Annotated in this window: 28 protein-coding genes; 25 read left to right on the top strand and 3 right to left on the bottom strand. The window is 67.8% G+C overall.

Features of this window, described 5'->3' with window-relative positions; all coding sequences use genetic code 11:
- Window positions 1-132 precede the first annotated feature (132 nt).
- The 5 genes from fdxA to K3U94_RS13605 all read left to right on the top strand — a co-directional run bounded on the left by fdxA (window position 133) and on the right by K3U94_RS13605 (window position 2,971).
- A complete protein-coding gene (fdxA, locus tag K3U94_RS13625; RefSeq protein ID WP_047318424.1) occupies window positions 133-477 on the top strand; it encodes a ferredoxin in 345 nt (114 codons plus the stop codon).
- Window positions 474-1,208: a helix-turn-helix transcriptional regulator gene (locus tag K3U94_RS13620; protein WP_220694062.1), complete on the top strand. Its 735-nt coding sequence runs from the start codon at window positions 474-476 to the stop codon at window positions 1,206-1,208. The genes fdxA and K3U94_RS13620 overlap by 4 nt, the downstream gene beginning before the upstream one ends.
- Window positions 1,205-1,630: a hypothetical protein gene (locus K3U94_RS13615; protein ID WP_220694061.1), complete on the top strand. Its 426-nt coding sequence runs from the start codon at window positions 1,205-1,207 to the stop codon at window positions 1,628-1,630. The genes K3U94_RS13620 and K3U94_RS13615 overlap by 4 nt, the downstream gene beginning before the upstream one ends.
- Window positions 1,631-1,676: 46 nt before the next feature.
- A complete protein-coding gene (locus K3U94_RS13610) occupies window positions 1,677-2,015 on the top strand; it encodes a cupin domain-containing protein (protein WP_220694060.1) in 339 nt (112 codons plus the stop codon).
- 65 nt (window positions 2,016-2,080) lie between these two features.
- Window positions 2,081-2,971, top strand: coding sequence for an NAD(P)H-dependent flavin oxidoreductase (locus K3U94_RS13605; RefSeq protein WP_220696796.1), 891 nt, complete (start codon window positions 2,081-2,083; stop codon window positions 2,969-2,971).
- Between the two features lie 12 nt (window positions 2,972-2,983).
- Here K3U94_RS13605 and K3U94_RS13600 read toward each other — a convergent pair whose 3' ends face one another.
- Entirely contained in the window at window positions 2,984-3,487 is a 504-nt protein-coding gene (locus tag K3U94_RS13600; protein ID WP_047318420.1) for a DUF1990 domain-containing protein, read from the bottom strand.
- A 64-nt stretch (window positions 3,488-3,551) separates the two neighbouring features.
- Here K3U94_RS13600 and K3U94_RS13595 point away from each other — a divergent pair, with 64 nt between their 5' ends.
- The 8 genes from K3U94_RS13595 (at window position 3,552) to K3U94_RS13560 (ending at window position 11,819) form a co-directional block, all read left to right on the top strand.
- Complete coding sequence (locus tag K3U94_RS13595; RefSeq protein ID WP_220694059.1) at window positions 3,552-4,166, top strand: PaaI family thioesterase; 615 nt, start codon at window positions 3,552-3,554, stop codon at window positions 4,164-4,166.
- 92 nt (window positions 4,167-4,258) lie between these two features.
- Window positions 4,259-6,325, top strand: coding sequence for a threonine--tRNA ligase (gene thrS / locus K3U94_RS13590; RefSeq protein WP_220694058.1), 2,067 nt, complete (start codon window positions 4,259-4,261; stop codon window positions 6,323-6,325).
- Window positions 6,322-6,897, top strand: coding sequence for an ATP adenylyltransferase (locus K3U94_RS13585; protein ID WP_047318417.1), 576 nt, complete (start codon window positions 6,322-6,324; stop codon window positions 6,895-6,897). Before thrS ends, K3U94_RS13585 begins: the two co-directional genes overlap by 4 nt.
- Window positions 6,894-7,568, top strand: coding sequence for a phosphatidylinositol phosphate synthase (pgsA, locus tag K3U94_RS13580; RefSeq protein ID WP_047318416.1), 675 nt, complete (start codon window positions 6,894-6,896; stop codon window positions 7,566-7,568). The genes K3U94_RS13585 and pgsA overlap by 4 nt, the downstream gene beginning before the upstream one ends.
- Window positions 7,569-7,585: 17 nt before the next feature.
- Window positions 7,586-8,509, top strand: coding sequence for a phosphatidylinositol mannoside acyltransferase (locus K3U94_RS13575; RefSeq protein WP_230987615.1), 924 nt, complete (start codon window positions 7,586-7,588; stop codon window positions 8,507-8,509).
- On the top strand, window positions 8,509-9,633 hold the full coding sequence (locus K3U94_RS13570) for a glycosyltransferase family 4 protein (protein ID WP_220694056.1): 1,125 nt from the start codon (window positions 8,509-8,511) through the stop codon (window positions 9,631-9,633). Before K3U94_RS13575 ends, K3U94_RS13570 begins: the two co-directional genes overlap by 1 nt.
- Window positions 9,633-10,679, top strand: a complete 1,047-nt coding sequence (locus K3U94_RS13565) for an NUDIX hydrolase (RefSeq protein WP_220694055.1) — start codon at window positions 9,633-9,635, stop codon at window positions 10,677-10,679. The genes K3U94_RS13570 and K3U94_RS13565 overlap by 1 nt, the downstream gene beginning before the upstream one ends.
- A 126-nt stretch (window positions 10,680-10,805) precedes the next feature.
- A complete protein-coding gene (locus K3U94_RS13560; protein ID WP_220694054.1) occupies window positions 10,806-11,819 on the top strand; it encodes an alcohol dehydrogenase catalytic domain-containing protein in 1,014 nt (337 codons plus the stop codon).
- Window positions 11,820-11,832: 13 nt separating this feature from the next.
- Here the strand turns inward: K3U94_RS13560 and K3U94_RS13555 are convergent, their stop codons facing one another.
- A complete protein-coding gene (locus tag K3U94_RS13555; protein WP_220694053.1) occupies window positions 11,833-12,621 on the bottom strand; it encodes a Coq4 family protein in 789 nt (262 codons plus the stop codon).
- Between the two features lie 75 nt (window positions 12,622-12,696).
- Between K3U94_RS13555 and K3U94_RS13550 the strand changes: the two genes are divergently transcribed.
- The 6 genes from K3U94_RS13550 to K3U94_RS13525 all read left to right on the top strand — a co-directional run bounded on the left by K3U94_RS13550 (window position 12,697) and on the right by K3U94_RS13525 (window position 18,045).
- A complete protein-coding gene (locus K3U94_RS13550; protein ID WP_220694052.1) occupies window positions 12,697-13,362 on the top strand; it encodes a TetR/AcrR family transcriptional regulator in 666 nt (221 codons plus the stop codon).
- 69 nt (window positions 13,363-13,431) lie between these two features.
- Window positions 13,432-14,349, top strand: a complete 918-nt coding sequence (pdxS, locus tag K3U94_RS13545; protein WP_082133986.1) for a pyridoxal 5'-phosphate synthase lyase subunit PdxS — start codon at window positions 13,432-13,434, stop codon at window positions 14,347-14,349.
- 12 nt (window positions 14,350-14,361) lie between these two features.
- Complete coding sequence (gene tesB / locus K3U94_RS13540; RefSeq protein WP_220694051.1) at window positions 14,362-15,207, top strand: acyl-CoA thioesterase II; 846 nt, start codon at window positions 14,362-14,364, stop codon at window positions 15,205-15,207.
- A complete protein-coding gene (gene pdxT / locus K3U94_RS13535) occupies window positions 15,204-15,800 on the top strand; it encodes a pyridoxal 5'-phosphate synthase glutaminase subunit PdxT (RefSeq protein ID WP_220694050.1) in 597 nt (198 codons plus the stop codon). The genes tesB and pdxT overlap by 4 nt, the downstream gene beginning before the upstream one ends.
- A 76-nt stretch (window positions 15,801-15,876) precedes the next feature.
- A complete protein-coding gene (locus K3U94_RS13530) occupies window positions 15,877-17,238 on the top strand; it encodes an ABC1 kinase family protein (protein WP_220694049.1) in 1,362 nt (453 codons plus the stop codon).
- A gap of 51 nt (window positions 17,239-17,289) precedes the next feature.
- The gene (locus K3U94_RS13525; protein ID WP_220694036.1) at window positions 17,290-18,045 is read left to right on the top strand and encodes a YebC/PmpR family DNA-binding transcriptional regulator; all 756 of its coding nucleotides are present in this window, start codon (window positions 17,290-17,292) and stop codon (window positions 18,043-18,045) included.
- A 22-nt stretch (window positions 18,046-18,067) separates the two neighbouring features.
- Here K3U94_RS13525 and K3U94_RS13520 read toward each other — a convergent pair whose 3' ends face one another.
- Complete coding sequence (locus K3U94_RS13520) at window positions 18,068-18,679, bottom strand: TetR/AcrR family transcriptional regulator (protein ID WP_220694048.1); 612 nt, start codon at window positions 18,677-18,679, stop codon at window positions 18,068-18,070.
- Between the two features lie 909 nt (window positions 18,680-19,588).
- Here K3U94_RS13520 and K3U94_RS13515 point away from each other — a divergent pair.
- From K3U94_RS13515 to K3U94_RS13490, 6 genes are all read left to right on the top strand, one after another.
- Window positions 19,589-19,897: a PE family protein gene (locus K3U94_RS13515; protein ID WP_047318403.1), complete on the top strand. Its 309-nt coding sequence runs from the start codon at window positions 19,589-19,591 to the stop codon at window positions 19,895-19,897.
- Window position 19,898: 1 nt separating this feature from the next.
- Window positions 19,899-21,485, top strand: coding sequence for a PPE family protein (locus K3U94_RS13510; RefSeq protein WP_220694047.1), 1,587 nt, complete (start codon window positions 19,899-19,901; stop codon window positions 21,483-21,485).
- A 140-nt stretch (window positions 21,486-21,625) separates the two neighbouring features.
- A complete protein-coding gene (locus K3U94_RS13505; protein WP_220694046.1) occupies window positions 21,626-23,206 on the top strand; it encodes a PPE domain-containing protein in 1,581 nt (526 codons plus the stop codon).
- A gap of 45 nt (window positions 23,207-23,251) precedes the next feature.
- Window positions 23,252-23,545, top strand: coding sequence for a type VII secretion protein EsxS (locus K3U94_RS13500; protein WP_220694045.1), 294 nt, complete (start codon window positions 23,252-23,254; stop codon window positions 23,543-23,545).
- Window positions 23,546-23,562: 17 nt separating this feature from the next.
- On the top strand, window positions 23,563-23,850 hold the full coding sequence (locus K3U94_RS13495; protein ID WP_220694044.1) for a WXG100 family type VII secretion target: 288 nt from the start codon (window positions 23,563-23,565) through the stop codon (window positions 23,848-23,850).
- Between the two features lie 159 nt (window positions 23,851-24,009).
- Entirely contained in the window at window positions 24,010-24,975 is a 966-nt protein-coding gene (locus K3U94_RS13490) for a TauD/TfdA dioxygenase family protein (RefSeq protein ID WP_047318398.1), read from the top strand.
- The last annotated feature ends 10 nt before the right edge of the window (window positions 24,976-24,985 follow it).

Here is a 24,985-nt window from a genome sequence, read left to right as displayed (position 1 = left end):
TCAACGAACGCAATGGTTCTCGTGTTGGTAGGGCAGCTGCTGCGGGGCGGCGTCGAGGTGTCGCCTTCGGCCCTTGAGATTTAGGTTCGCCTTTCTAGTTTCTACAAAATCCCTTGTGTAAACTCTGTGCCCATGGCATATGTGATCGGGAAGCCGTGCGTTGACGTGATGGACCGGGCCTGCGTGGAGGAGTGCCCGGTTGACTGCATCTACGAAGGCGGTCGAGCCCTTTACATCCACCCGGATGAGTGTGTGGACTGCGGAGCCTGCGAGCCGGTGTGCCCGGTCGAGGCCATCTACTACGAAGATGACCTCCCGGACGAGCTCCAACCGCACCAGGCCGACAACGCGGCGTTCTTCGCCGAGGCCCTGCCGGGACGCGACGAGGCGCTCGGCTCACCCGGTGGCGCCGCCAAGATCGGTCCGCTCGGCATCGACACCCCGCTGGTGGCCAGCTTTCCTCCCCAGGGGGAGTGACCGACATCGCCAAGCCGCCTGTGCCACCTGGAGGACGTCGCCTCGACGTTCTGCGGCTGGTACAGGCCGCCGACGAACCACTGAGCATCGCGCAGATCGCCGACCAGTTGGGGGTGCACCCGAACACGGTGCGTTTTCACCTGGACACCCTGGTTGAGGAAGGCCGGGTCGAGCACACCGAACCCGACCACAAGGGGCGGGGACGGCCGGCGCTGATGTTCCGGGCCATTCGGCAGATGGACCGGGGCGGAACCCGCCGGTTCCGGCTGCTCGCCGAGATCCTCACCATCGGTTTGGCCGCTGACTCCGATCCCAGCGGCAAGGCGTTGGCTGCCGGCCGGGCATGGGGTCATCGGCTGCGGCCGCTGCATCCGCCGTCCGGGCCGGTGGACGCCGAGGAATCCACCGGCCATCTGCTCGAGATGCTCGATGAGTTGGGTTTCGAACCCGAACGCCTGGAACCCGATGCCACCGGAGCAGAGCAACTCGGGTTGCGGCACTGCCCGTTCCTGGAGCTCGCCGAGAACGCCGCCGACGTAATCTGCCCGATCCATCTGGGGCTGATGCAGGGTGCGCTGGAGGCTTGGGAGGCGCCGGTGACCGTCGACCGACTCGACCCGTTCGCCAAACCCGATCTGTGTGTGGCGCATCTGAAATCGGCGACCCTCAACGGAATCCCGGTGGACCCGTCACCTCCCACCGCGGTGCGTGCGGAAGGGGCCACCGGGTGAGTGTCGGCGCCTCGGTTGCGATCGCAGCGACATTCGTCTGGCTGGGGATGGTGACCGCGATTTCGTTCATGGAGGCGCCGCTGAAATTCCGGGCGCCCAACGCGACCGTCCCGATCTGCCTCAGCATCGGCCGGTTGGTGTTTCGGGCGCTCAACACCGCCGAATTCGTGCTGGCCGCGGTCATCGCGGTCGCGTTCGTGAGCGAGCGGCCGACGGCCGGCATCGCTGTGACGTACGCGGTCGCCCTGGCGATGCTGGTGGCGCAGGTGTTCGCGGTGCGCCCGGCTCTGGGCCGCCGCGCTGATCAGGTGCTGTCCGGGTTGGAAGCGCCCCGCTCGCGTGCGCACTACGCCTATGTCGCACTGGAGCTGATCAAGGTCGCCGCGCTGGTGCCGTTGGGCATCCTGCTGCTGTCTCGCTGAACTGTCCCACACCGTTTCACCCGCTCACCGAGCCGAAGGAGTACCGATGGAATCGACCTCGCTGAATGTGTTGGCCGACGAGAAGCTCGCCGAGGCCATTCAGCACCACAGCGGTCGCGCGGCCCACACCGTCTACGGCGGTTCGGTGCATCACCTGCGCCAGACCCTGGTCGCACTGCAGGCCGGCCAGTCGTTGGCCGAACACGACAGCCCGGGGGAGTCGACCCTGCAGGTGTTGCGCGGTCGGGTGCGGCTGACCGCCGGCGACGACAGCTGGGAGGGCGCGGCCGGCGAGTTCGTCACCCTGCCGCGCACCCGCCACGCGCTGGAGTCGCTGGAAGATTCGGTGGTGCTGCTGACTGTCGCCAAGAGCGCCTCGCACTGAGCGTGCCGCTGAGCACACCCTGGTCGCAGGGGACCGGTCTGCGGCTGCCCATCCTGAATGCCCCGATGGGCGGGGTGGCCGGTGGTCGGCTGGCCGCCGCCGTCACTGCGGCGGGCGGGCTGGGCATGATCGGGATGGGCAGCACCGCCACGGCGGCATCGCTGGCCACCGAGCTGGCCGCGCTCGGGGACGTACCGCGGTTCGGGATCGGCCTGGTGGACTGGGTGATCCGCGATCGGCCTGACCTGCTCGAGGCGGCACTGGCTGCCCGCCCGACGCTGCTCTCGGTCAGCTTCGGGGCCGACCTGTCCTGGGTTCAGCGCGCCCACGCGGCCGGGATCCTGGCTGCCACTCAGGTCTATGACCCCGAGACCGCCCGACGTGCCCGGGACGCCGGTCTGGACGTGCTGGTGGCGCGCGGAGCCGAGGGCGGCGGCCATGGCGAGATCCGGCTGGCCACGCTGCCACTGCTCGACGCGGTCCTGGACACCGTCGAGGTTCCGGTGCTGGCCGCCGGCGGGATCGCCGGGCCGCGCAGCCTGGCGGCCGTGTTGGCCGCCGGTGCCGCCGGGGCGTGGCTGGGCACGGTCCTCTCGGCATGCCCCGAGGCCCTGACCGGCGACAGTGCCCGAAACGCGCTGATCGCGGCCGCCGGCACCGACACCATGACCACTCGGGTCTTCGACGTCGGACAGCGGCTGCACTGGCCGGCGCGGTTCCCGTCGCGGGTGCTGCGCAACGACTTCGCCGGGCGCTGGACCGGCCGCGAGGACGCGCTGGCCGGTGATCGGGAGGCGGGTGCGGAACTGGCCGCCGGGATTGCCACCGGCGATCAGCGCGTCGCCCCGGTCGATGCGGGTCAGGGCGTGGGCATGCTCACCGGCAGCCGTCCGGTGGCAGTGGTCCTCGACGAGTTGTGCTCTGGAGCGCAACGCCTGCTGTCGCGCTGGAACTGACCCACCGGAGCGTCACACCGCTCGCAGATAGCGTTTGGCGATGGTGCGCTGCGCCAGCCGTCCGAGCGGTCCGGCCGCCCTGATCCACCAGGTGGCGGGCCGGGAAAACGCCCGTACCTGCGCGTACACCGTCTCATCGGCCGGGTCGTAGCGCACCGAGAACAGCTCCTCGCCGGATTCGGGATGCCCGGCCAGCGTGCCGTAGGCGAAGCCGCGCCGGTCGGGCTCGGACACGACGTAGACCACCCGGCACGGCGCGCTCAGCACACCCAGCCGAACCCGCGCCACCGCATCCACTGCGGCGATATCGCTGTCGGCGTCCACCCGCACACCCAGCCCGGCGCCGCGCAGCATGCCCCAGCGCAGCACCGCGTCGCCGGCCTGCTCGAAACGCCGCCGTCCCTTACCGATCGGGGCGGTCAGGTCGAGGTGGTGATACCCGGCGGGCAGTGTTGTCGCGGTGGCGCCCACTTCGGCGTAGGTGAGCGGCAAGTCACGCAGCGTGCTCAAGTCCACGGCCCAACCATGCCATCGCGGGCGCGCCGCCGGCACCGCAATCGCCGGAACGTTAAATAGGGGGGTGAGTGCCCCACACGCCGGCGGTGGCTTCAACCCGCCCGAACCGACCGACAAGGGCGGGCCGGACTACGGCCGGTTCCTGGACAATGTGCGCGCCCTGCAGGACCACGCGCGCGCCGCTGACGCCCCCGCCGAGGTGATCAGCCGGGCCGCCGACGCGCTGCAAGAGGTGTGCGACCTGCTGGCCCCGTTCGACACCGACGAATGGTCCTCACCGTCCGGGCGGCGGCTGGACCTGCCGATGCGCGGCAACCTGCTGGCGGTGCCGATGAAGCTGAAGAAGGACGGCGACGGACGGTTGCGCGGCTGGGCCCGGTTCCGGCGATTCCACCTGGGGCGCAACGGCGCCGCGCACGGCGGGGCCATCGGGCTGTTGTTCGACTCGGTGCTGGGAACCGCATCCTGGCTGCTCACCGGCGGCCCCTATCAGCGCACCGCCTACCTGCACCTCAACTACCGCCAGATCGTCCCGATCGACAAGGAGCTGCAGGTCGAGGCGTGGGTCAGCCGGACGGAGGGACGCAAGATCTTCGTCGAGACCAGGCTGTGCGACGGCGACACCGTGCTGACCGACGGGGAAGCGTTGTTCGTGGTGCTCAAACCCGGCCAACCATGACGCCGGTGTACTCCCGAACGGTTCGCCACCAGCGCCCCGATAGCATGGTCGCGGACGTTTCTACCCCCTAGCACCCCCTTGGAGACCACGTCATGAGCGCGCCCGCCATCCCCGCCCCGGCAAGCCCGATCCGGGTTCCCGCCGGGACCACCGCGGCCGCAGCGGTGCGCGCGGCGGGCCTGCCCGACCGGGGCGCGCCGGATGCCATCGTGGTGGTGCGCGACGCCCAGGGCCGGCTGCGCGACCTGAGCTGGATTCCCGAGGTCGACGTCGAGGTGACCCCGGTGGCGGCCGACACCGACGACGGCCGCAGCGTGATCCGGCACTCCTGCGCCCACGTGCTGGCCCAGGCGGTCCAAGACCTGTTCCCGGCCGCCAAACTCGGCATCGGCCCGCCGATCACCGACGGCTTCTACTACGACTTCGACGTACCCGAGGCGTTCACTCCCGAGGATCTGGCCAAGCTGGAGAAGCGGATGCGCGCCATCATCAAAGACGGGCAGCTGTTCTCCCGGCGGGTCTATGAGTCCAAGGACGCCGCCCGCGCCGAGTTGGCCGGCGAGCCCTACAAGCTGGAGCTGGTGGACGACAAGTCCGGCGACAGCGACATCATGGAAGTCGGCGGCGACGAGCTCACCGCCTACGACAACCTGAATCCCCGCACCCGGGAACGGGTTTGGGGTGATCTGTGCCGTGGCCCGCACATTCCGACCACCCGGTTCATCCCGGCTTTCAAACTCACCCGGTCCTCGGCCGCCTACTGGCGCGGTGACCAGAAGAACGCCAGCCTGCAGCGCGTCTATGGCACCGCGTGGGAATCGCAGGAGGCTCTCGACCACCACCTCGAAGTGATCGAGGAGGCGCTGCGCCGCGACCACCGCAAGCTCGGCGTCGAGTTGGACCTGTTCAGCTTCCCCGACGAGATCGGTTCGGGCCTACCGGTTTTCCACCCCAAGGGCGGGATCATCCGCCGGGAGCTGGAAGAGTACTCGAGGCGCAAGCACATCGAGGCCGGCTACCAGTTCGTCAATACCCCGCACATCACCAAGTCCGAACTCTACGAGACCTCCGGGCACCTTGAGTGGTACCGCGAGGGGATGTACCCGGCGATGCACATCGACGCGGAATTCGCCGAGGACGGCACCCTGCGCAAACCCGGCCAGGACTACTACCTCAAGCCGATGAACTGCCCGATGCACCACCTGATCTTCCGGTCGCGTGGGCGCTCATACCGGGAACTTCCGTTGCGGCTCTTCGAGTTCGGCAGCGTCTACCGCTACGAGCGTTCCGGCGTGGTGCACGGGCTGACCCGGGTGCGCGGGATGACCCAGGACGACGCGCACATCTACTGCACCCGGGAGAGCATGCGCGACGAGCTGACCTCCCTGCTGCGCTTCGTGCTGGACCTGCTCGCCGACTACGGCCTGGACGACTACTTCCTGGAGCTGTCCACCAAAGACCCGGAGAAGTACGTCGGCTCCGACGAGGTGTGGGAGGAGGCGACCGACACGCTGCGCGAGGTCGCCGAGGCGTCCGGGCTGACCCTGGTGCCCGACCCGGGCGGTGCGGCGTTCTACGGGCCGAAGATCTCGGTGCAGGTCAAGGATGCCCTCGGCCGCAGCTGGCAGATGTCGACCATCCAGCTCGACTTCAACATGCCCGATCGCTTCGAGCTGGAGTACACCGCCTCCGACGGCACCCGCCAGCGGCCGGTCCTGATCCACCGGGCGCTGTTCGGCTCGATCGAACGCTTCTTCGGTGTGCTGACCGAGCATTACGCCGGTGCTTTCCCGGCCTGGCTGGCGCCGGTTCAGGTGGTCGGCATCCCGGTCGCCGACCAGCACATCACCTACCTGGAAGACGTTGCCGCGCAACTGCGCAGCCACGGGGTACGGGTCGAGGTGGACGCCAGCGACGACCGGATGCCCAAGAAGATCGTCAATCACACCAACCAGAAGGTCCCGTTCATGCTGCTGGCCGGCGACCGCGACGTCGAGGCGGGTGCGGTCAGCTTCCGGTTCGGTGACCGCACCCAGATCAACGGGGTGCCGCGCGACGAGGCGGTGGCCGCCATCGCCGGCTGGATCGCGGCACGAGACAACACCGTGCCGACCGCGGAGACGCTCAAGGTGGGTCTCGGGGAGGGTGAGGCCCAATGAGCGGCGACCAGCCGGGCGAGGAGACGATCGTCGACACCGGGGCCGGTGAGCCCGACCGGCTGGAGCGGCTGTGGACGCCGTACCGGATGAACTATCTGGCCGAGGCGCCGCTGAAGCGTGCGGATTCCGGGTCGTCGGCCCGATCCACTCAACCGTTCACCGATATCCCCACGTTGTCCGATGAGGACGGGCTGGTGGTGGCACGCGGCGAGCACGTCTACGCGGTGCTCAACCTCTACCCGTACAACCCGGGACATCTGATGGTGGTGCCCTACCGACGGTTCTCCGAGTTCGAAGACCTCACCGATGATGAGGGCAGTGAGCTGATGGCGTTCATCCAGAAGGCGATCCGCGTCATCAAGGCCGTCTCACGCCCACACGGCTTCAATGTCGGGATGAACCTCGGTGAGTCGGCCGGCGGGTCGCTGGCCGAACACCTGCACGTGCACGTGGTGCCCCGCTGGGGCGGTGACGCGAACTTCATCACGATCGTCGGCGGCTCCAAGGTGATCCCGCAACTGCTGCGCGACACCCGCCGGCTGCTCGCCGACGAGTGGGCCAGACAGCAATGAGCAGACTGCCGTTCCTGTCGCGGGCAACGTTCGCCGGCATCACCACGCCAGTGGCGCGCGTCCTGTTGCGCGCCGGCCTGACCGCCGACATCGTCACCATGGTGGGCACCGCCGGCGCGGTGCTGGCAGCGCTGACGCTGTTCCCGACCGGTCAGCTGTTCGCCGGCACCCTGGTGGTCTGGTTCTTCGTGCATTTCGACATGGTCGACGGGGCGATGGCCCGGCAAAGCGGCGGCGGCAGCGCGTTCGGCGCCGTCCTGGATGCCACCTGCGACCGGATCAGCGACGGCGCGGTGTTCTGCGGGCTGGCCTGGTGGGCGGCGTTCGGTCTGGACGACCCGCCACTGGTGGTGGCGACCCTGATCTGCCTGGTCACCTCGCAGGTGATCTCCTACATCAAGGCCCGCGCGGAGGCCAGCGGGCTGCGCGGTGACGGCGGCTACATCGAACGTCCCGAACGGCTGATCATCGTGCTGGTCGGCGCCGGCTTGTCCGGCCTGCCGGTCTTCCCGCTGCCGTGGGCGCTGCCCGTGGCGATGTGGCTGCTGGCGGTGGCCAGCCTGATCACCTGCGCCCAGCGGCTGCACACCGTGCGGACCTCGCCGGGCGCCGTGGAGCCGTTGCCACCGGTGGCCGACGGCTCCGATGGTCAGGAAACCACGGGACCGTGACCTTCATCCCGAGCGGGTTGCGAGTTCCCGGGCTCAGTCAGCTGGACGCCTGGGCCACCGACGCCGGTTTCGCCGCGGGCTGGATGTTGGTGCGTGCGATGCCGGAATTCCTCGCCCGCAACGCGTTCGACGCGGGCGCCCTCTTCGCGGCCCGCGGCGGGGGTCCCGAGCAGCTGCGCAAGAACCTGGCCCGGGTGATCGGGACGGCGCCCGACGACGTGCCGTCGGAGCTGATGCGGGCCTCGCTGGCGTCCTACGCCCGGTACTGGCGGGAGGCGTTCCGGCTGCCGACCATGGACCATGCGGCGCTGGCGGTGCAGCTGCACGAGTCGGTGCGTGGCCGTGACAACGTGACAGCGGCGCTGGCGGCCGGTCGCGGGGCCGTGCTGGCACTGCCGCACAGTGGCAACTGGGACATGGCCGGGGTGTGGCTGGCCCAGACCCACGGCGGATTCACCACCGTCGCCGAGCGTCTCAAACCCGAGTCGCTGTATCGGCGGTTCCTCGCCTTCCGGGAGAGCCTGGGCTTCGAGGTGCTGCCGCTGTCCGGTGGACCCCGGCCGCCGTTCGAGATCCTCGCCGAGCGACTCTGCGACAACGGCCTGGTGTGTCTGATGGCCGACCGCGACCTGACGCGCAGCGGCGTACCGGTCGACTTCTTCGGTGAGTCCACCCGGATGCCGGCCGGGCCGGCCAAACTCGCTCTTGCGACCGGTGCGGCGCTGTTGCCGGCGCACTGCTGGTTCGAGGGCGCCGGGTGGGCGGTGCGGATCGGGCCGCCGCTGGACTGCTCCAGCGGCGATGTCGGTGTCATCACCCAGGCGCTGGCCGACACCTTCGCCGAGGGCATCGCGGCGTACCCGCAGGACTGGCACATGATGCAGCCGCAGTGGATGGCAGATCTTCCCGAATCGCGACGGGCGCGCTTGGGGGAGACCTGATGCGCATCGGCATGGTCTGCCCCTACTCGTTCGACGTACCGGGCGGGGTGCAGGCCCATGTGCTGCAGCTGGCGGAGGTGCTGCGCGCCCGCGGACATGAGGTCAGCGTGCTGGCGCCGGCATCGCCGGACGTCGCACTTCCCGACTACGTGGTGTCGGCCGGTAAGTCCGTCGCGATCCCGTACAACGGCTCGGTGGCCCGACTACAGTTCAGCCCGGCCGCGCATCGCAAGGTCAAGAAATGGTTGGCCAAGGGCGATTTCGACGTATTGCACCTGCACGAGCCCAACGCCCCGAGCCTGTCGATGATGGCGCTGAACATAGCCGAGGGGCCCATCGTGGCCACCTTTCACACCTCGACGACAAAATCGTTGACGCTGAGCGTGGTGCAGGGCCTACTGCGGCCGATGCACGAAAAGATCATCGGCCGCATCGCGGTCTCGGATTTGGCCCGGCGCTGGCAGATGGAGGCCCTGGGGTCTGACGCGGTGGAGATCCCCAACGGGGTCGACGTGGCCGCGTTCGCCACGGCGCAGCCCCTGCCGGGTTATCCGCGAGCGGGGCGGACGGTGCTGTTTCTCGGCCGCTACGACGAGCCGCGCAAGGGAATGGCGGTGCTGCTGGGAGCACTTCCGGCGCTGGTCGAGAAGTTCCCCGATGCCCAGGTGCTGATAGTCGGCCGCGGCGACGAAGACGAATTACGCCGTAACGCAGGGAAACTGGCAAGCCATCTGCGCTTCTTGGGGCAGGTCGACGACGCCGAGAAGGCGTCGGCGCTGCGCAGCGCCGACGTGTACTGCGCGCCCAACACCGGCGGCGAGAGCTTCGGCATCGTGTTGGCCGAGGCGATGGCCGCCGGCACCGCGGTGGTCGCCAGTGACTTGGACGCCTTCCGCCGGGTGCTCAACGACGGGGCGGCCGGCCGGCTGGTGCCGGTCGACGACTCCGCGGCACTGGCCGCCGCCCTGATCGAGGTACTCGACGACGACACGCTGCGGGCGTCGTATGTGGCGGCGGGCACCGAGGCGGTGCGCCGCTTCGACTGGCCGGTGGTGGCCGATCAGATCATCCGGGTCTACGAGACGGTCGCCGGGGTCGGCAGCAAGGTGACGGTGGGCGACTGATGGGGCTGACCATCGTGGCGACCGTATTGGTGCTGGTCGGGGTGGCGGTGCTGGCCGCCGCGGTGGCCTGGGCATACCAGACCGCCAGCCGGCTCAACCGGCTGCACGTGCGCTGCGAGCTGTCGTGGCAGGCGCTGGACGGGGCGCTGGCTCGTCGCGCGGTGGTCGCCCGGGCCGTCGCGATCGACGCCTACGGGGATGCGGTGGCCGGCCGCCGACTGGCTGCCCTGGCCGATGTTGCCGAGCGGGCACCGCGCGACGCGCGGGAGGCCGCCGAGAATGCGCTGTCGGCCGAGCTGGCGATGGTCGATGCCGAGTCGCTGCCGCATGTGATGGTTGCCGAGTTGGCCGACGCCGAAGCTCGGGTTCTGTTGGCACGCCGGTTCCACAACGACGCGGTCCGCGACACCGTGGCACTGCGTGAACGTCCGCTGGTCAGAGCCCTGCACCTGGGTGGAACAGCGCCGATGCCAACGTATTTCGAGATCGTCGAGCGGGCGGGAATGGTTGCCCACGGTGGTCGCGGCGTGCTGGACCCGCGCGTCTCGGCGCGGGTGGTGCTGCTCGACGAAGCCGGATCGGTGCTGCTGCTGTGCGGTCACGATCCGGCGCTGCCGGATGATGCGGCAAGCCCCGCGCCACGTTGGTGGTTCACCGTCGGCGGGCAGGTGTTGCCTGACGAGCCGCTCGCCGACGCGGCGGCCCGCGAACTGGCCGAGGAGACCGGTCTGCAGGTCGACCCGGCCGAGCTGATCGGACCGATCTGGCGCCGCGACGCGGTGTTCGAGTTCAACGGTGAGCGCATTGACAGCCAGGAGTTCTTCTTCGTCTACCGCACGGCGCGGTTCGAGCCGTCTGGGGTCGGCCGGACCGGGCTGGAGCATCGCTACCTGCACGGTCACCGCTGGTGCGGTGCCGCAGAGATCGCGGCGCTGGCGGCCGGCGGTCAGAAGGTCTACCCGCTGCAACTGGGCGATCGCCTCGCCGAGGCCGCTCAGTCGGCCGACGGCGCAGACCGGCAACCGGTGCTGCGCCGCATTTCCTGACCGCGGGCCGGCCACCGCGAGCGGGTGGGAGGGTGCCCCCGCACCAGCGCCACCGTGTCCGAATACGGGGCTTTTGTGTCTGCTCGCGCCGTGGATGGGCGTCCGGTCGCGGCATAGGATCCGGCCATGGCCTCTCACCGCGTTGTCCAGGTAGCGTCCGCGGGCGCACCGCTGACTCTGGTCGATGTCGACACCTCCCAGCCGGGCCCCGGCCAGGTCCGTATCGCCGTCGCCGCCTGCGGTGTCTGCGGCACCGACCACGCCTTCGTCAACGGTGACTTCCCCGGAATCACCTGGCCGCTGACGCTCGGGCACGAAATTGCCGGCACGATCGCCGAACTGGGGTCCGGCGTGACCGACTGGCAGGTCGGCGAGCGGGTTGCGGTCGGCTGGTTCGGGGGGCACTGCAATCACTGCATCCCTTGCCGCAAAGGCGATTTCATCCACTGCGCCAATGGTAAGGTGCCCAGCTGGCACTACCCGGGCGGCTACGCCGAATCGGTGACGGTTCCGGCCAACGCACTGGCCCGAATACCCGATGAGTTGTCCTTCGTCGACGCCGCACCCATGGGCTGCGCCGGAGTCACCACCTACCACGCGCTGCGATCGACCCGGGCGCGGCCGGGGGACCGGGTCGCGGTGCTCGGCCTGGGTGGATTGGGGCACCTGGGCGTGCAGTTCGCCCGGGCGATGGGCTTCGAGACGATCTCGATCGCGCGTGGAGCCGCCAAGGAAGCCGACGCCCTCGCGCTCGGCGCCCATCACTACATCGACTCGACCGCCGGGGACGTCGCGCAGGCGATGGCGGCACTCGGGGGTGTGTCGGTGGTGCTGGCCACGGCGGCCAATTCACGAGCGATGGCTGACACCCTCGGCGGGCTGGCGCCGCGGGGGGAACTCGTGATCATCGGGGTCACTCCCGAACCGCTACCGATCGCGCCCGTGCAGCTGATCACCCCGGGGCTCAGCGTCACCGGCCACCCGTCGGGCACCGCTCGCGATATCGAGGAGACCATGCGCTTCGCGGTGTTGTCCGGGGTGCGGGCCCGCATCGAAGAACGGCCGCTGGCCCAGGCCGCCGAGGCCTACGCCGCCATGGCGGAGGGGCGGGCGCGCTACCGCATGGTTCTGACGGTCTGACCGACGGCCGGGTTCAGGCGGCGGGCAGCGTCGCGTCGTAGTCCCAGCGGGTGGGCGGTTTCATGCCCGGCGGCATCCAGCCGATGAACATGTGACCGGCCGGGTGGGCGCGCCGCGTCGGCATGACGCCCAACGCCTCCCGAACCTCGTTGATCGGCTGGTCCAGCAGCTCCTCGTAGGGGGCCGCCATCAAGTTGTCGGCGCGCTGGCCGCGCCGGACCGCTTCGCGGAAGTAACGGATCTTGCGCCCCGGCGAAGCGGGGATAAGGGGTCCGAGCAGCCCCAGGGTCAGCGTTTTCAGGGCACCGGAGGGTTCCATCTGGCCGCAGTGGAACCCGAGATTGCCGAACTCTCCGCCCATATCCGGGCCGTAACCGCCCAAGGTGTGGAACATGTCGTGCAGGGCGGTGCCGCGCCGCATCATGAAAAAGAAATCGTCGTCCCAGCCGCGGCGCTCGGCGATCGGCCGGATCACGGTGTCCACGTCGAACACGCCGGCGTCCAACCGGTTGGTGCGCAGGAACGACCGGTAGGCGTGGCCGAGCGAGCCTTCCGGCAGTGAGGCCAGGTAGTCGTCATCACCGAGCAGCGCCAACAGATCCGGCTTCTCGGCGAGCAGCCGCCGGCCATTGGGATGTGCCCGCAATTGGTGATAGCTACGGGCCAGGATCGGAGCCGCCAGGCCGACGATCAGTTCGAAGGCGGATCCGCCGTTCTTGCCGGGATTGGCCAGCAGACGCCAGGAGCCGAACACGGCCCGCCAGTCGCGTTGCTCGGGAACACCGGTGATCGTTGCAGCCATGCCGAATCCCCTCATCGGAAATGCGCCGGAATGCACTGGGGCTAATAATAGACATATGGGTAAGAATGTCCATATATGCGGGGCGGGGCCGGGATGACGGGCCGGCGACGGGGTCGACCGCCCGGCGGAGGCAATCCTCCCGAGCACGCCCGAGAACTGCTCTTGGACGCTGCGGAGCGGTCCTTCGCCCGCCGTGGCTACCGAGCCTCGACGATGCAGGCCATCGCACGGGAAGCGGGTTACACCCGCGCGGTGATCTACCGCCACTTCGCCACCCGTGACGAGCTGCTGGACGCTCTGGTGGTGAGGGTGGCCGGACGCAAGATCGCCGAGATCACCGCCCGGCTGCAGGCGGCGACAGATCCCGCCACGCTGGTGACGGAGTCGCTGGTCATCGTGGCCACCGAAGTTGGCCATGACCCACTGCTCCGGGTCATTTCCGAGCACACCGACGAGGGCAACGTCGCCGCCCTGATCGCCCGGTCGGCAACGCTGGGCGAGTTGCTGGCCGGACTCTACGAGATGGGATTCCGGCAGGCCGGCCCGCAACTGCGAGCCGGCCTGCATTCGGGCGACGCGGCCCGGTTCGTGCTGTCGACCGCACTCGGATTGCTACTGGGCCTTATCCCCGGCGTCCATGACGCCGACCAGGTCCGCCGCTATGTGCGGGTGTTCGTATTACCCGCGCTGCTCGCCGATCCGCCGCCGGCGGGGCCGGTGTTCACCGCGCAGCGGTACTGAGCGGGAAAACGGCTGCCGTCGGCCCACTACACTGAGCGGGTATTACAGGCCAGCAAGGAGAAGCATTCAGTGGACAGCGCGGCGCAGAACGGTTCGGCACCCGACGGACAAACGGGTACTGCGCGAGTAAAACGCGGCATGGCCGAGATGCTCAAGGGCGGCGTCATCATGGACGTCGTCACCCCGGATCAGGCCCGCATCGCCGAGGCCGCCGGCGCCGTCGCGGTGATGGCATTGGAGCGGGTGCCCGCCGACATCCGTGCCCAGGGCGGGGTTTCGCGGATGAGCGACCCGGACATGATCGAGGGCATCATCGCCGCGGTCACCATCCCGGTGATGGCCAAAGTGCGCATCGGGCACTTCGTCGAGGCGCAGATCCTGCAGAGCCTCGGCGTGGACTACATCGACGAGTCGGAGGTGCTCACCCCCGCCGACTACACCCACCACATCGACAAGTGGCAGTTCACCGTGCCGTTCGTGTGCGGGGCGACCAACCTGGGTGAGGCGCTGCGCCGGATCACCGAAGGTGCGGCCATGATTCGTTCCAAGGGCGAGGCCGGCACCGGCGACGTGTCCAACGCCACCACGCACATGCGGTCCATCGGTGGCGAGATTCGCCGGCTCTCATCGCTGTCGCAAGACGAATTGTTCGTCGCCGCAAAGGAACTGCAGGCGCCCTACGAGCTGGTGGCGGAGGTGGCCCGGGCCGGCAAGCTGCCGGTGACGCTGTTCACCGCCGGCGGCATCGCCACCCCCGCGGATGCGGCGATGATGATGCAGCTCGGCGCCGAGGGCGTGTTCGTCGGCTCCGGCATCTTCAAGTCCGGAGACCCGGCGGCGCGCGCCGCGGCCATCGTCAAGGCCACCACCTTCTACGACGACCCCGATGTGCTGGCCAAGGTGTCGCGCGGGCTGGGCGAGGCGATGGTCGGCATCAATGTGGAGGACATCGCGCAACCGCACCGGCTTGCCGAACGCGGCTGGTAGAAGTTTCATAGCGTGGCGATCGAAGAGATCCTCGATCTGGAGCAACTCGAGGTCAACATCTACCGCGGCAGCGTGTTCAGCCCGCTCTCCGCGGACAACCAGCGCACCTTCGGCGGGCACGTCGCCGGTCAAGCACTGGTGTCGGCGGTGCGCACCGTGGACCCGCGTTACCGGGTCCACTCGCTGCACGGATATTTTCTGCGTCCAGGGGATGCCAAGGCGCCCACGGTGTTCCTGGTGGAGCGGGTCCGCGACGGCGGTTCGTTCTGCACTCGGCGGGTCAACGCCATCCAGCACGGCGAAACCATCTTCAACATGTCGGCGTCCTTCCAGACGGAGCAACGGGGCATCGAGCACCAAGATGTGATGCCGGACGCACCCGACCCGAGGGATCTGCCCGACATCGGTGCGATGAAGGCCTTCGACGACGAAGGCTTCAAGGCGTTCGCCGAGTGGGATCTGCGCAAGGTGCCCCGCGAGCAGTTGCCGCACATACCCGGCAAGGTCGCCGAGCAGCAGGTCTGGTTTCGCCACCGCGACCCGCTGCCCGACGACCCGGTACTGCACATCTGCGCCCTGGCCTACATGAGTGACCTGACCCTGCTGGGCACCTCCTGGGCGATCCACCCGGGCGAGCGCGACCACCTGCAGGTGGCGTCGCTAGATCACGCGATGTGGTTCATGCGCCCGTTCCGGGCCGACGAATGGCTGCTGTATGACCAGTCGTCGCCGTCGGCGGGAGCCGGTCGGTCGTTGACTCAGGGCAAGATCTACAACCGATCCGGGGACATGGTGGCCGCCGTCATGCAGGAGGGGCTGACCAGATACCCGTCCGGATACCAGCCGACCGGCCAGTGAGCGGCCCGCACATCGGCGTGCTCGCACTGCAGGGCGACGTCCGGGAACACCTCGCCGCCCTGAGCGCGGTGGGTGCCGATCCGGTGCCGGTACGCCGCCGCGGCGAACTGGACGCGGTCGACGCGCTGCTGATTCCCGGCGGCGAGTCGACCACCATCAGTCATCTGTTGCGCGAGCTGGAGCTGGTGGACCCGCTGCGGGCCCGGCTGGCCGACGGGATGCCGGCCTACGGGTCCTGCGCGGGAATGATCCTGCTGGCCAGCGAGATCATCGATGCCGGTGCGCCGGGGCGCGCCGCCATTCCGTTGTCAGGGATCGAGATGGCCGTGCGGCGCAACGCTTTCGGCCGCCAGGTCGATTCTTTCGAGGGTGACGTTGCCTTCGACGGTTTGGAGGAGCCAGTGCACGCGGTGTTCATCCGGGCCCCCTGGGTGGAGCGGATCGGCCCCGGTGTTGCGGTGCTCGCCGAGGCCGCCGGGCATCCGGTTGCGGTGCGGCAAGGTCGCGTATTGGCCACCTCGTTTCACCCGGAGGTGACCGGCGACCGGCGTATTCACCGGCTCTTCGTCGACATTGTCGCCGGCCAGGCCTGACCGTCGCACCCCGCAGCCGGCCGCCATGGGGCGACCGGGAATACCGTTGCCGGGACCGGCCAGGCATGATGTGCGCATGGCAGATCTCGCGCGGGGCGGATTTCGCCGCGCAGTAAAACTGGCGAGCCTCCCGGCCGGAGTAGCAGGTCGCGCGGCGCTCGGTGTGGGCAAACGGATGACCGGCAAGACCAAAGACGAGGTCAACGCCGAACTCCTGGAGAAGGCCGCCGACGAGATGTTCAAGGTGCTCGGCGAGCTCAAGGGCGGCGCCATGAAGGTCGGCCAGGCGCTGTCGGTGATGGAGGCCGCGATTCCTCCGCAGTTCGCCGAGCCATTCCGCGAGGCATTGGTCAAGTTGCAGAGCGAGGCCCCACCGCTGCCGGCCGCCAAGGTGCATCGGGTGCTCGACGCGCAGCTCGGGACCAAATGGCGTGAGCGGTTCGCGTCCTTCGACGACACCCCCGCCGCCTCGGCGAGCATCGGGCAGGTGCACCGGGCGGTCTGGAAGGACGGGCGCGACGTCGCCGTGAAGATCCAGTATCCCGGTGCCGACGAGGCGCTGCGCGCCGACCTCAAACTGATTCAGCGGTTCAACTGGGTCGCCAAGCAAGTCGTTCCCGGCGCGGACGTGGACCGGCTGGTCTCGGAGATCAACGACACCCTGGAAGCCGAACTCGAATACCGTCAGGAGGCCGACAACCAGCGGGCCTTCGCCAAGGCCTTCGCCGGGGACCCGAAGTTCTTCGTGCCGGCGGTGATCGCCAGCGCGCCGAAAGTGATCGTGTCAGAGTGGATCGAAGGCCGGCGCCTGTCGGCGATCATCAGCAGTGGCACCAAGGAAGAGCGGGACTCCGCGTGCGCGCTGCTGCTGGAGTTCACCTTGAGCTCACCGGCGCGGGTCGGGCTGGTGCATGCCGACCCGCACCCGGGCAACTTCATGGTGCTGCCCGACGGTCGGCTGGGCGTGATCGACTTCGGCGCGGTGGCCGAACATCAGGGCGGCATCCCCCCGGGATTCGCCGAACTGCTGTGCTGGGCGCGTGACGAGCAGTGGGACGAGGCGATCCGGCTGCTCAAGCAACTCGGGTTCATGCCGGCCGACTATGACCTGACCGCCGAGCAGCTGGTGGAGTACATCCAGCCGCTGTGGCCCTACATCGACCCGCTGCGCTCGGGGGAGTTCCATTTCACCCGCAAGTGGTTCCAGAAATCCGCGCTCGTCACCACCGACCCGATGGCGGAAGGCTTCGCCGACCGATTCAAGATGGCTCGCCGGTTGACCATTCCGGCCGGTTACGTCATGTTGCTGCGCACCCTGGGAGGCTTACTGGGGGTCGCGGTGCAGCTCGACGCGCACGTCGACTACGCCGCCCTGATCGAGCGATGGGCGCCCGGGTTCTTCCCGCCCGGTCAGCCCCCGGCGCGCGACCAGGACTGACACGTAGACTCGTCGCGCAAAGTTTTGACGCAACAGTGAGGTAGGCAACCGATGAGTGGCCATTCCAAGTGGGCTACCACGAAGCATAAGAAGGCTGTGATTGATGCTCGTCGTGGCAAGAATTTTGCGCGGTTGATCAAGAATATCGAGGTTGCGGCGCGGGTTGGTGGTGGGGATCCGTCGGGGAATCCGACGTTGTATGACGCCATTCAGAAGGCGAAGAAGAGTTCGGTGCCCAATGACAATATTGAGCGGGCGCGGAAGCGTGGTGCGGGTGAGGAAGCTGGTGGGGCTGATTATCAGACCATCACGTATGAGGGGTATGGGCCCAACGGGGTGGCGGTGTTGATTGAGTGTTTGACCGACAATCGCAATCGGGCTGCCAGTGAGGTGCGGGTGGCGATGACGCGTAATGGCGGTCAGATGGCTGATCCTGGCTCGGTCGCCTATTTGTTCAGTCGTAAGGGCACGGTGACCCTGGACAAGAATGGGTTGACCGAGGATGACGTGTTGGCGGCGGTGTTGGATGCCGGTGCTGAGGATGTCAATGATTTGGGGGAGAGCTTCGAGGTGATCTCCGAGCCGGGGGATCTGGTGGCGGTGCGCAGTGCGCTGGTGGAGGCGGGGATCGACTACGACTCTGCCGAGGCCAGTTTCCAGCCGTCGGTCAGCGTCCCGGTCGATGTCGAGGGGGCCCGCAAGGTGTTCAAGTTGGTCGAGGCACTTGAGGACAGTGACGACGTGCAGAACGTGTGGACCAACGTCGATTTGTCCGACGAAGTGCTCGCCGCCCTCGAAACCGAATAAGCGATCCCGGGGCACGCCGGTTTTAGCTCACCGGGAATGCAATCCGGTACACGTCTTTGGGGCTGGCTTTCAGCATTCGCGCGATCTCACCGTTGAGGCTTTGCCGTAGCTCGGCCGGCGATAGGTCTTCGATCCCCGCTGCCGAGCGCAGGAACGGCTCGAACAACTGCCAACCCAGCTGGAGCGCTATCACATTGGCGGCGGCAAGACGACCCGTGAGTTCCTCGTCATAGCTGTGTCGGACGTGCTTCACCAGATTTGCTGCGATGGGGAATCGCTCCTGGAGCTGCCCGACCGGGAAACCGTCGAGGATGGCGCGGGCCAGCACTCGCCACTGCAGCTCGGCCTTAGCCGCGATCACCTCCGCCGACGCGCCGGCCTGCGCCGCTGCAGAAACCTCGTCGGCCAGATGATTCAGAACCGCCTTGACCAGCTGATCTTTCGTTCCCAGGTACCGGAACACCAGTCCATGGTTGACCCCCGACCGAGTGCCGATGTCGCGAATCGACGTGGCCGCCGGCCCACGTTCGGCGAACAGGTCGGCCGCATGGATCAGCACCGCGGCAACGGCTTCTTCGCGCGCCGCCGAAGCGTTCTCGTCGACTCGGGCACCTGTTGCATTCTTGTCAGCCACATAGCTACGCTAGTCGCACTACATCGGTGTAGTCGATTGACTAGCGAGCGCGCGTCGCGGCGAGCCGCAGCGGGCTCGCCATTGATCCGCCAATTCATGGAGGTCCTGATGGCCGCTCCGAGGCGGGCCGCCGGCCGAGTCCTGCCGGACGGCCAGGAATCGCGGGATCGTCAGCTGAACCGCCAGGGGCGATGTCGCCGCTGCTTTCCGTGACGTCACGGGGCGGGTACAGGTTGACCGCAAGCGGGCACCCATACCAATATCGCCGTATCCGGCACCCCGCACCCTGACTGCGCTGCCAATTCTCCGGGCCTTTCGCGGCCCTTACTTTCGATGCCCATCTTCGCGGTCTGCCCGACGGGTCTGATAGCGAAGGCGGCCGGATCTTCTTGCTCGCCGCTGAGATCGGCGGCGCCGCGCAGCTCCTTGGCGGGCACCCTCATGCCGTCGAGGGCATCACGCTGTCCGCGAACCTGACATACCGATCGACATGCGACAGATAGTCGCGTGACGGCGCTAAAGCGTTGCGGAACAGCGTAATTCGTTACATCATTCTCCCCGATGTTCATCCACCAGTTCGACTAAGGCTGCCCTGACATGGGGATCGGCACGAAGAGCGCCGCGCTCATCGCGCCCGATCGCCAAGTGCCGGTGGGCCTTTCGGAGACTGCTGATTCAAACTCAACGCAAGTTGCTTCCAGGGATTAACATAACCGTGTTGGATGATGAAAACGCTTCTACAGCAACATAATTCGTTAGACTGACGCAATTGACGTATGTCGGGTGTCTGGCGCCGACAGGTAGGCCGCCTCGCGTCGGTGGTCGACACGTATTCGGCGCTGGTGGTCGTATGAGTACCCACGAGGCAGTTGCCAAGGATTTGTCACCCAGTTCGGAAGGAGATTGGTCATGCCGCTACATGTCGTCCCCGAAGGACTGGCCGCCGCCTGCGCACGGGTAGAGGCGCTCACCGCGAGGCTCGCCGCAGCGCATGCCGGTGCGGTGCCCGTGATCACCGCGGTGGTGCCCCCGGCCGCTGACCCGGTATCGCTGCAGAGCGCGGCCACGTTGAGCACCTTCGGTGGGCGGCATGCTGCGGTCGCGGCCCAGGGCACAGCGGAGCTCGGGCTTTCCGGTCTCGGCGTCGGCGAGGCGGGCGTCAACTACGCCGTCGGTGACGCCGCAGCGGCGTCTGTCTATCCGAACTGGGGCGGTTGACATGACCGCGCCCGCTTTCATGGCGTTGCCGCCGGAGGTGCACTCCGCATTGCTGAGCAGTGGGCCGGGCCCGGGTCCGGTGCTGGCGGCGGCCGGGACATGGAATGCGCTCAGCGCCGAATATGCCTCGGTGGCCGCAGAACTCAGCGAGGTGCTGACAGCGGTACAAGCCGGTGCCTGGCAAGGCCCCAGCGCGGAATCGTACGAGGCTGCCAATGCGCCCTACCTGGCGTGGCTGGCGCAGGCCAGCGCCGACAGTGCCACGGTGGCCGCCCAGCATGAGACCGTGGCCGCCGCCTACACCGCCGCCTTGGCGGCGATGCCGACACTGGCGGAATTGACCACCAACCACACGGTTCACGGAGTATTGCTGGCGACGAACTTCTTCGGGGTCAACACCGTCCCGATCGCCCTCAACGAGGCCGACTACGCGCGGATGTGGGTTCAGGCCGCCACCACGATGAGCACCTACCAAGCGGTCGCGGGTTCCGCTGCGGCCTCAACGCCGGAGACCCCTGCGGCGCCGGCGATCCTCAAGTCGGCGGCGTCGGCGGAGACCTCGGATCCGGCGGACCCATGGGGCCCCGCCCATACCTGGAACGATCCCTTCCTGGAAGGTATCGCGCAGGTGCTGCGGTACGTGGGGGTCAACTGGGAGCCTGGGTCCGGCACTATCAACGGGCTGCCTTACTCCACATTCACCAACCCACTGACCGGCTTGTATTGGGTTAAGAACACCGTGACCCTCATCCAAGAGGTCGACTACGTCATTGCGAATGTGGGGGCTCACCCGGAAGTCGCCCTGCTCCTGCTCAACCCGGCGACCCTCTCGTCGTTCCTGATCGCGCACCCGCTGGTAGCCATCGAACTGGGTGCCGCAATATCCTCTAGCCTCACCGCTCCCTTGGGGAGTCTGAGCGCGTTCGCGGCACTGGCAGCTCTGCCATGGCTGTCCGACGTACCCATTCTGGTCGACGCGGTTCCCGACGCCGTCGCGGCGCCCGTCCCGTCGGTCACGACGGTCTCCAACCTGCACGTGGTGAGCGTGGCGGGGTCGGTGCCCGCTACGGGATCCCCCGCGGCCGGGCTCCCGGCGAGCGCTTCCGCCGGCGCAGGGGCGCCGGCACCGGCGCCTGCGGCAGTCGGGGGAGCGGGAGCCGCGTTGCCCTACTTGATCGGCTTCGGTGGCGGTCCTGGGATTGGCTTCGATTCGAGCAACAAGACCGGAAGCGGCACCGGCGCACGAGCCAAAAGCCCGGCATCAGACTCCGCGGCAGAGGAATCCGCCGCACGCCGGCAGGCACGGAGGCGCCGCCGCCGGCGAACGCAGTTGCACGACCACGGCGACCAGTTCGCCGACATGAACGTGGACCCCGAATGGGCGTCGCCGGACGACAGCCCGAATGCCTCGCACGGCAGCGCAGGACAGCTCGGGTTCGGAGGCAGCGTGGTCAAACACGATGTGCGAGAAGCGGGTTTGACCACCCTCGCCGGTGATTCGTTCAGTGGTCTTCCGACTGAACCGTTGATGCCGAGCACCTGGACCGGTCAGTCGGGCGAAGGGGTGGATCACCGACCCGACCACTGATCGTCGGTGAACGCAAGGCAATCGATGTCGAAATGGAGATGGACCGTGAGTTTGTTGGGTGCGCCTGTTCCGCGGTTGGTGGCGGAATCGGCGTTTGGGGCCAAGGGCCGCGCTGAGCTAGCCGAACCGGGGTGGCCAGCATGACCGCGCCGGCGTGGATGGCGTTGCCGCCGGAGGTCCATTCAACATTGTTGAGCAGTGGGCCGGGCCCGGGCTCGGTGCTGGCGGCGGCCGGGACCTGGAACACACTGAGCGCCGAGTACTCCGCGGTGGCCGCGGAACTCAGCGAGGTGCTGACAGCGGTACAAGCCGGTGCCTGGCAAGGACCGAGCGCGGAATCCTACGTGGCCGCCAACGCGCCCTACCTGGCGTGGCTGACGCAGGCCGGCGCCGACAGTGCCACGGCGGCCGCCCAGCATGAGACCGTGGCGGCCGCCTACGTCACCGCGTTGGCGGCGATGCCGACGATGGCTGAATTGGCTGCCAATCACGCCGTTCACGGGGTGCTGCTGGCGACGAACTTCTTCGGGGTCAACACCGTCCCGATTGCACTCAACGAGGCTGACTACGCACGGATGTGGGTCCAGGCCGCTACCACGATGAGCACCTACCAGGCGGTCGCGGGCTTGGCTGCCGCGTCAATCCCGCCGACCCCGGCAGCGCCGGCAGTCCTGAAGTCCGAGGCTTCGGCGGGGCCCGCGGATTCGTCGGACCCGTGGGGCCCTGCCCACACCTGGAATGACCCATTCTTGGAAAGCGTCGCGGATGTGGTGCGTTCGGTCTTCGGTCTCAGCTGGGATCCGGTGACGGGCACCATCGACGGGCTGCCCTATAGCAGCTACACCAACCCGTTGTCGCTGGCTTGGTGGCTTAAGAACACGTTGACCCAGATCCAGGAGATCGACTACATCGTCGCCAATCTTTCGACGAACCCGGAAGTGGGCCTGCTGCTCCTGAACCCGGTGACCCTCGCGCCGTGGTTGCTCGCGCATCCGCTGACCCTCATCGAGGTGAGTGTCGCGGTCTCCTCCAGCCTTGCCGCGCCGTTGGCCAGCATGAGCGCGCTTGCGGCACTGGCAGCGCTGCCACGGCCGTTCGACCTGCCCATGGTGATCGACGCGGTTCCCGAAGCCGTCGCGGCGCCTACCGCACCGGCCACGACCGCGTCGAACCTGCACGCGGTGAGTGTTGCCGGGTCAGTGCCGGCCACCGGATCTCCCGCAGCCGGCCCGCCGGCCAGCGTGCCCGGCGGTGCGTCACCTCCGGCGCCGCCGGCGCCTGCCACCGCCCCGGGATTCGCCTTTCCGTACATGATCGGATTCGGCGGCGGTCCCGGTACCGGATTCGATTCGAGCAACAAGACCGGCAGCGGCACCGGCTCACAGGCGAAGAGCCCGGCAGCGGCATCTGCCTCGGAGGAATCGGCCGCGCGACGGGCGTCGCGGACGCGGCGCCGGCGGCGGACACAGATTCGCGAGCACGGCGAGCAGTACGCCGACATGAACGTCGACGTGGACGCCGAATGGGGCGGCCCGATCGCCTCGCAGGGCAGCGCGGGCGGGCTCGGGTTCGGAGGAAACGTCGTCAAACACGGTGTGCGAGAAGCGGGATTGGCCACCCTGGCCGGCGACTCGTTCAATGGCGTTCCGAGTGAGCCGCTGCTGCCGGCCAGCTGGACCGGCCAGTCGACCGAAGGAGTGGATCACAACGCAGAGAGCTGATCGTCGTTGAACACAAGGCAATCGATCTGGATAGGGAGATAAGCGATGAGTTTGTTGGATGCGCATATTCCGCAGTTGGTGGCGTCGGAGTCGGCGTTTGGTGCCAAGGCGGCGTTGATGCGGTCGACGATGGCGCAGGCGGAGCAGGCGGCGTTGTCGGCGCAGGCGTTTCATGTGGGTGAGGCGGCTGCGGCGTTTCAGGGGTCGCATGCGCGGTTTGTGGCGATGGCGGCGCGGGTGAATGCGTTGCTGGATATGGCGCAGGTCAATCTGGCGGATGCCGGTTCGACGTATGTGGCGGCCGACGCGGCCGCGGCGAGCACCTACACCGGATTCTGACGAGAAGGGATGATCTGATGTCACAGATTCTGTACAACTACCCGGCGATGCTGGCGCATGCCGCGGAGATGAATGGCTATGCGGGCACGTTGCAGGCGGTGGGTGCCGATATCGCCAGTGAGCAGGCGGCGTTGCATGCCGCGTGGCAGGGCGATACCGGTCTGACGTATCAGGCGTGGCAGGCGCAGTGGAATCAGGCGATGGAGGAGTTGGTGCGGGCCTATCACGCGATGGCCACCACACACGAGACCAACACCCTGGGGATGCTCGCCCGCGACACCGCCGAAGCCGCCAAGTGGGGCTGACGTAGGGCCGGGCGCATCGAAGACGCCCGCCACCGAACATTCATCTGACCGAAAAGAACTTTGCCGCAACAAACTCGGCAGGCTGGCGTGCTGGATTCCACATCCGCACGTCGGCTTCAACCTCTCAAAAACTAGCTAGACCAACAAAGGAGAAGTCTCATGTCCAGCCAATCGCTGTCCGCCCGTTCCGACTTGGATGTGGTGAAACTCGGTGAATACATCGGCGCCCGAGTCGACGGAGTCCAGCTGGGCGGTGACTTGGACAACGAGACCGTCACCGCGATCAACGACGCGTTGGTCACCCACAAGGTCATCTTCTTCCGCGGGCAGCATCATTTGGACGATGTCAGCCAGTTCGAGTTCGCCCAGCTCCTGGGTACCCCGACGGCCCCGCACCCGCTGCTGAAGGGCGAGGGCGCCATTCTTCCGATCGACTCGTTCGGCGGCACCAGCGCGAACAGCTGGCACACCGACGTCACGTTCGTGGATCGGGTTCCCAAGGCGTCGCTGTTGCGGGCCGTGGAGCTGCCGTCCTACGGCGGAACCACCCTCTGGGCGAACACCGTCACCGCCTACGAGCAGCTGCCCGACCCGCTGGCTCGGCTGGCGGAAGAGCTTTGGGCGGTGCACAGCAACGCCTTCGACTACACGCAGCTCGACTTGACGGACTCCAAGCAGCTCGAGAAATACGCCGATCTGCTGCAGTCGGAGGAGTTCCAGGCATACGTCCAGACGTTCAACTCCACCACGTACGAGACGCAGCACCCCGTGGTGCGCGTGCACCCAGAGAGCGGGGAACGCTCCTTGCTTCTGGGCAACTTCGTGCAACGCATCGCCGACGTCAAGCACTCCGAGTCACGCCTGCTCTTCCAGCTGTTCCAGGAGCGGATCACTCGGCCGGAGAACACCATCCGGTGGAACTGGCAGCTTGGCGACCTGGCGATCTGGGACAACCGGGCCACCCAGCACTACGGAGTCGCCGACTTCGGGCAGGAGCACCGGCGGCTGCACCGAATCACCCTCGCCGGCGACATTCCGGTCAGCGTCCACGGTGAACACAGCCGCGTCATCCAAGGCGACGCTTCGGCGTACTCCGTCATCGGGGAGCCTCGAGCGGTGGCGTAAGCCGCCACCA

This window comes from Mycolicibacter heraklionensis, assembly GCF_019645815.1.
Classification (GTDB): domain Bacteria; phylum Actinomycetota; class Actinomycetes; order Mycobacteriales; family Mycobacteriaceae; genus Mycobacterium; species Mycobacterium heraklionense.
Note: the sequence above shows the minus strand (reverse complement) of the source record. Positions and strands in the feature narration are given on the sequence as shown.

Coding starts and splice junctions, on each gene's coding strand:
- K3U94_RS13555 (WP_220694053.1), bottom strand. CDS start 12,621: ATGGCTGCAACGATCACCGGTGTTCCCGAGCAACGCGACTGGCGGGCC.
- K3U94_RS13570 (WP_220694056.1), top strand. CDS start 8,509: ATGCGCATCGGCATGGTCTGCCCCTACTCGTTCGACGTACCGGGCGGG.
- K3U94_RS13515 (WP_047318403.1), top strand. CDS start 19,589: ATGCCGCTACATGTCGTCCCCGAAGGACTGGCCGCCGCCTGCGCACGG.
- thrS (WP_220694058.1), top strand. CDS start 4,259: ATGAGCGCGCCCGCCATCCCCGCCCCGGCAAGCCCGATCCGGGTTCCC.
- K3U94_RS13495 (WP_220694044.1), top strand. CDS start 23,563: ATGTCACAGATTCTGTACAACTACCCGGCGATGCTGGCGCATGCCGCG.
- K3U94_RS13550 (WP_220694052.1), top strand. CDS start 12,697: ATGCGGGGCGGGGCCGGGATGACGGGCCGGCGACGGGGTCGACCGCCC.
- K3U94_RS13560 (WP_220694054.1), top strand. CDS start 10,806: ATGGCCTCTCACCGCGTTGTCCAGGTAGCGTCCGCGGGCGCACCGCTG.
- K3U94_RS13565 (WP_220694055.1), top strand. CDS start 9,633: ATGGGGCTGACCATCGTGGCGACCGTATTGGTGCTGGTCGGGGTGGCG.
- K3U94_RS13610 (WP_220694060.1), top strand. CDS start 1,677: ATGGAATCGACCTCGCTGAATGTGTTGGCCGACGAGAAGCTCGCCGAG.
- fdxA (WP_047318424.1), top strand. CDS start 133: ATGGCATATGTGATCGGGAAGCCGTGCGTTGACGTGATGGACCGGGCC.
- K3U94_RS13605 (WP_220696796.1), top strand. CDS start 2,081: ATGGGCGGGGTGGCCGGTGGTCGGCTGGCCGCCGCCGTCACTGCGGCG.
- K3U94_RS13505 (WP_220694046.1), top strand. CDS start 21,626: ATGACCGCGCCGGCGTGGATGGCGTTGCCGCCGGAGGTCCATTCAACA.
- K3U94_RS13525 (WP_220694036.1), top strand. CDS start 17,290: ATGAGTGGCCATTCCAAGTGGGCTACCACGAAGCATAAGAAGGCTGTG.
- K3U94_RS13500 (WP_220694045.1), top strand. CDS start 23,252: ATGAGTTTGTTGGATGCGCATATTCCGCAGTTGGTGGCGTCGGAGTCG.
- K3U94_RS13585 (WP_047318417.1), top strand. CDS start 6,322: ATGAGCGGCGACCAGCCGGGCGAGGAGACGATCGTCGACACCGGGGCC.
- K3U94_RS13530 (WP_220694049.1), top strand. CDS start 15,877: ATGGCAGATCTCGCGCGGGGCGGATTTCGCCGCGCAGTAAAACTGGCG.
- pgsA (WP_047318416.1), top strand. CDS start 6,894: ATGAGCAGACTGCCGTTCCTGTCGCGGGCAACGTTCGCCGGCATCACC.
- K3U94_RS13490 (WP_047318398.1), top strand. CDS start 24,010: ATGTCCAGCCAATCGCTGTCCGCCCGTTCCGACTTGGATGTGGTGAAA.
- K3U94_RS13510 (WP_220694047.1), top strand. CDS start 19,899: ATGACCGCGCCCGCTTTCATGGCGTTGCCGCCGGAGGTGCACTCCGCA.